Annotated in this window: 4 protein-coding genes; 2 read left to right on the plus strand and 2 right to left on the minus strand. The window is 62.1% G+C overall.

Annotation, left to right across the window (positions count from 1 at the left end; translation table 11 throughout):
• Positions 1-14: 14 nt before the first annotated feature.
• Complete coding sequence (locus GOEFS_RS15325) at positions 15-1,286, plus strand: HRDC domain-containing protein (protein ID WP_040525254.1); 1,272 nt, start codon at positions 15-17, stop codon at positions 1,284-1,286.
• Between the two features lie 59 nt (positions 1,287-1,345).
• Here GOEFS_RS15325 and GOEFS_RS15330 read toward each other — a convergent pair whose 3' ends face one another.
• Complete coding sequence (locus GOEFS_RS15330; protein ID WP_007318842.1) at positions 1,346-1,570, minus strand: hypothetical protein; 225 nt, start codon at positions 1,568-1,570, stop codon at positions 1,346-1,348.
• Positions 1,571-2,056: 486 nt separating this feature from the next.
• On the opposite strand from GOEFS_RS15330, the gene GOEFS_RS15335 reads away from it, so the two are divergent.
• Positions 2,057-3,451 carry an HNH endonuclease signature motif containing protein gene (locus GOEFS_RS15335; RefSeq protein ID WP_007318843.1) on the plus strand — a complete coding sequence of 465 codons (1,395 nt, stop codon included), beginning with the start codon at positions 2,057-2,059 and terminating at the stop codon, positions 3,449-3,451.
• 175 nt (positions 3,452-3,626) lie between these two features.
• Here the strand turns inward: GOEFS_RS15335 and GOEFS_RS15340 are convergent.
• Positions 3,627-5,175 (minus strand): 1-deoxy-D-xylulose-5-phosphate synthase N-terminal domain-containing protein (locus GOEFS_RS15340; protein ID WP_007318844.1); only part of this gene is annotated, 1,549 nt, incomplete at its 5' end.

The raw sequence follows: 5,175 nt of genomic DNA on the forward strand, positions 1-5,175 counted from the left end.
AAGTCCTTCTAACGATGACAACCTCAGACCTCGACGACGGAGACACTGCCGAAGGTAATACGGGCGATGTCGAGGTAATCGAACCCACACCGCTGCCCGCCCCTCGCGACGGGATCCCGGCGGTGCTGTTGCAGCCGGGTGACTTTGCGGACGCCGCAGCACGATTGGCTACCGGCACTGGTCCGATCGCGGTCGATACCGAGCGGGCCTCGGGGTACAAATACTCAGCTCGGGCATACCTGATTCAGTTGCGGCGCACGGGTTCTGGCAGCTTTCTCATCGACCCGATCGAGCATCCGGAGGCGCTCGGCCCGATCATCGAAGCGCTCGACGGGCCGGAATGGATTCTGCACGCGGCCGACCAAGATCTCCCCTGCCTGCGCGAACTCGACTTCCATTGTGCCGCACTCTATGACACCGAATTGGCCGGTCGACTGCTGGGGCTGCCGCGGGTAAACCTCGCCGCGATGATCGCCCACTTCTTAGGTCTGGGGCTGGCCAAGGGGCACGGCGCCGCCGATTGGTCCCGCAGGCCGCTACCGGCCGACTGGCTAAACTATGCGGCACTCGACGTCGAGGTGCTGGTCGAATTGCGCGAGGCCATCGCCGATGAATTGGCGGCCACTGGCAAATCTGACTGGGCCGCACAGGAATTCGATTACGTTCTCCATCGCCCACCATCGCCGCCACGCACCGATAGATGGCGCCGAACGTCAAATATTCACTCCATCAAGACTCAACGCGGACTCGCCACCGTGCGCGAATTATGGACGGCCCGTGAGGATATGGCCGCGCGCCGCGACATCGCGCCGGGTCGGGTTCTGCCCGATTCGGCGATCGTCACCGCCGCGACCGCCGACCCCAAGTCAATGTCGGAGCTGACCGGGCTCCCAGTTTTCGGCGGGCCCCGGCAGAAGCGTCAAGCGAGTGTCTGGTGGTCGGCGATCGAACGAGCACGCGCGTTGCCCGACGACGAATTGCCACCGAAGAAGACCGCGCAGGTAGGCCTCCCGGCAGTGAATCGTTGGGAGCAACGCAATCCGGAGGCAGCCGCCAGAGCAGCCGTGGTGCGACCCGCCGTCAAGGAATTGGCCGAAGCGCACAACGTTCCGGTCGAGAATCTCCTTGCCCCCGAACTTGTTCGGCAGATCTGCTGGACCGGTATCCCCGGGGATATCACGGCCGATGCCGTCGATGCGGCATTGGCGACCGGCGAAGCACGGCCCTGGCAACGTGAGTTGACCGCGGAAACTATTGCGTCGAAGCTTCGCGAATCTGCCCGATAGTCAACGACTTCGGTCCCCCGCATGATGCGAGGGACCGAATGTCATTGAGGCTCTTGAGACTAACCCGTCTTGTTTTCCAGCGCGGCGAGCACACCGGCAACCGCGAAGTATTTGTTGGTACCGAGTTCGCGAATTGTCTTGATATTCAAGGCGTCTTTTAGCGCCTCGTCGTGCTTCTCGGTAAGACCCGCGAGCGCCGATGGCGGTGCGTCGAGAATCTCCGCGAGGTCTTTGTCCTCGTATGCCTTGTCGAGCGCCTTAGCCAGATTGACCGATACAGCCATGATTCTCCTTCGCTGATGTGACTTTCCCCGCCCACCGGGCAGCGTACTGACCTATCGGTGCGACCGCCGCCAATTCAGGCACGGTGAGTCGAAGTATTCAGCGACTATTCACGACGTTCTTCGCGGATCGGGCGGACATCCAACGGAATCTCCTCAACCGAGCATGGGCGTTCGGTCACTGAGAAGGCACCTCGGTAGCCGAATAGCTTCCCGAAGCGGTGATTACGGACGTCAACTTCGGCTCACGTGGATCGGGCTTGCGACGGCGCGTTCGCGAATTGAGACCTGAGTTCACAAATATCAGTCAACACGAGTAGGTACCTATGACGTCGGCTGCGCAAACAGTCGGCTGAGTCGAGGCCGCCTCGGCCACCAAGCGCGAACCAGGTCGACTCGTTCGAATAGCATTCTGTAACTTATCTATCACCCTCAACTCGAACACCAGTTTTAGGCGTTTTGTCATACCCCCTCGATAGAATCTGGACCATGAAAGCCAGCGATATCGACTCCTACATCTCGTCGCTGATCGACGATTTGGAAGACACCGCGCACAGTGAAGTCGCCGAATTGGGCAGCTTGCTGACTTACCCGACGCCCGTGGTCGACGACTGCCAAATCCTCGAAGTGCTCGTGGTCGCGAGCCGCCTACGTAACGCTGCCGATGCCTTGCTTACGCGTGCGACCGCTGCGGTTGAGCGCTCTGGAGTCGCTGCCCGCAAGCGTGATACCGCCACGAACATGCTCATCGCTCTCGGCATCCCGCCCGTTGTCGCTGGACGAATAACCAAGGTAGCCAAAGCTTTACGCTTGTTCCCCACCTTGGACTCGACGACCCGAGAAGCCCGCCTGTCCGGCGAGCACGCCGCAGCTGTCGTGACCTCCCTGGAATACATCACCAAACGTGCCACTGATCTCGACGTCGACGAGAAGGGCGATTTAATGAGCAATCTGCTTGGCCAGGCCAGCGCGGGCACACCCCACGACGTCACCACGTGGGCGCGCAAAACCGCCCTAGAACTCGTTCCCGACGATGCGGCTCCGATTGCCGAGAATCGCGAACTCAACGACATGACTCTCTCGACCGGCGACGATGGTCGCACGTACTCCACGCTCGATTTGGATGTCGTCGCCGCCGAGAAACTCCGCATCGCCCTCGAACCACTGTCCAAGCCCATCCCCGCTCCCGATGGCACGCCCGATCCGCGCACCACCGGCCAACGGCGAGCTGATGCCTTCGAGGAAGTTCTCGACGCCTACCTCCGCGCCGACGACCGTCCTCTCTGCGGCGGACATCTCCCACACATCACTCTGACCTTTCCGAAAAACGTCTGTGCAGAACACCATTCGGCGTACAACGGGGAACAGGCCTCCTTGGGAATCGCCGACGAATTAGAGCAAACGACGCTCGGCCCCATCCCGCCACCACGTCAGGCACCCCGGCTAGAGTTCGGCGAACCAGTATCTGAGGCAACCGCCGATATGCTCTCCTGCGATTGCGAGTTGATGGCGATGATCCTTGATACCGACGGTGTCCCTCTGGACATCAAGCAGATGCAGCGCCTATTTCCACCAGAACTACGGCGCGCCTTGATCATTCGCGATCAAGGATGCTCGTTTCCGGGCTGCGGTCAACCGCCGTCGCGATGCCAAGCACATCATCTGATCCACTGGGCACGCGGAGGCAAAACAACGCTCGACAACGGCGGCCTGCTCTGCCAACGACACCACACGATGATTCACCAAACTGACTGGGAAATGAGAATGGGATCGGACCGGCATCCCTGGTTCTCCCCGCCGCCAGCGCGACCCGAACGACCTCGACAGTGGATCCGCTCACACGCCCGACGCACCATGAACCTAGCGCCGACCGCAGCCGCCTAGATCAGGTGGCCCACCCTCGAGTCACACAACGCGTTTCGCGGGACCTCGCACGAGAACATTGAGAACTTAATAGAGAAGGGCCACTGGAACTGTCCCTGTGGCGTGAGCAGCCGGCGATATAGCGCCTGCGCCGGTCACCGGGACAGTTCCAGTCAAGACCTGAGCTGAGTCGCCGCTAGCGTCCCGCCGGCTCGTCGATGCTGACCTGCGCGGCCGGCGACATACTCGATACCGTCGCGGTGATCGCGCGCGATAGATCCTGCGCCGTCAGCCCCAGATCGGCCAGGATCTCGCCGCGTGACGCGTGTTCAACGAAGCGCTTATCCACACCGCGACGCACCACCGGCACGTGTACCTCGGCCTCCGACAGCAGGTCACTGATCGCCGACCCAACTCCGCCGTCAACCAGTCCGTCTTCGACCGTTACCACCAGCCGGTGGTGACGCGCCAACTCGACCAGCGACTCTGGCACCGGCAGTACCCATCGCGGGTCAACCACGGTCGCCTCGATCCCCTGCTGAGCAAGTCGCTCGGCAGTCTCGACCGCGAGCCCACAAAATGCCCCGACACCGACAATCAACACATCACCCGACAGCGCACCTCCCACGGCGCGCGCCTGATGTAAGACATCCACACCATCGTCGAGACGCCGCGTTGCCCGAATATCCTCCGGCACAGCACCTTTGGAGAAACGCAATGCGGTGGGTCCGTCGTCGGTAGCGAGCGCCTCGTCAAGTTCCTCACGCAACCGCACCGCGTCTCGCGGTGCGGCCACCCGCAGCCCCGGCACGATCGACATCAGCGAGAGGTCCCACATGCCGTGGTGACTCGGCCCGTCCGGCCCGGTAATCCCCGAGCGATCGAGCACCACGGTGACGGGCAATTTCAGCAGTGCCACATCCATCAGCATTTGATCGAACGCGCGATTGAGGAACGTCGCGTAAATGGCCACCACCGGATGCATACCACCTAGCGCCAACCCGGCCGCCGACGTCATCGCATGCTGTTCAGCGATTCCAACATCGAATAGACGATCGGGAAAGCGTTCACCAAATGGCGCCAGCCCCGTCGGCCCAGCCATCGCCGCTGTGATCGCGACGACGTCGTCGCGACGGCCTCCAGCCTCGACCAACGCGCCGGAGAACACCGACGTCCAGTCTTGCGCCGCAACCGATTTCGACCGCCCGGTCACCGGGTCGATTACCCCGATGCCATGCATCTGATCGGCCTCGTGATTCTCCGCGTGCGCATAGCCCATACCTTTACGAGTCACCACGTGGACGATGACCGGCCGCCCGAACGACTTCGCCGAACGCAGCGCCGCTTCGAGTGCATCCTCGTCGTGACCGTCGACCGGGCCGACGTATTTGAGACCGAGGTCGGCGAACATCGCCTGCGGCGCGAGGAGATCTTTGAGCCCGCTTTTCATCCCGTGCAGTACCGCGTAGGTCGGCGGCCCGACGATCGGCAACTGCTTGAGCGCGCGACGACTATCGTCGAGGAACTTCTCATACTGCGGCTGCAACCGTAGACCCGACAGGTGCTGGGCGAACCCACCGATGGTCGGTGCGTACGACCGACCGTTGTCGTTGACGATGATGACCACCGGCCGCTGCGCACCGGCGATATTGTTCAACGCTTCCCAGCACATTCCGCCGGTGAGCGCACCGTCACCCACGACGGCCACTACCGTCCGGTCCTCGTCGCGCAATTCGAAAGCTTTC

Source organism: Gordonia effusa NBRC 100432 (assembly GCF_000241305.1).
GTDB classification, from domain to species: Bacteria; Actinomycetota; Actinomycetes; order Mycobacteriales; family Mycobacteriaceae; genus Gordonia; species Gordonia effusa.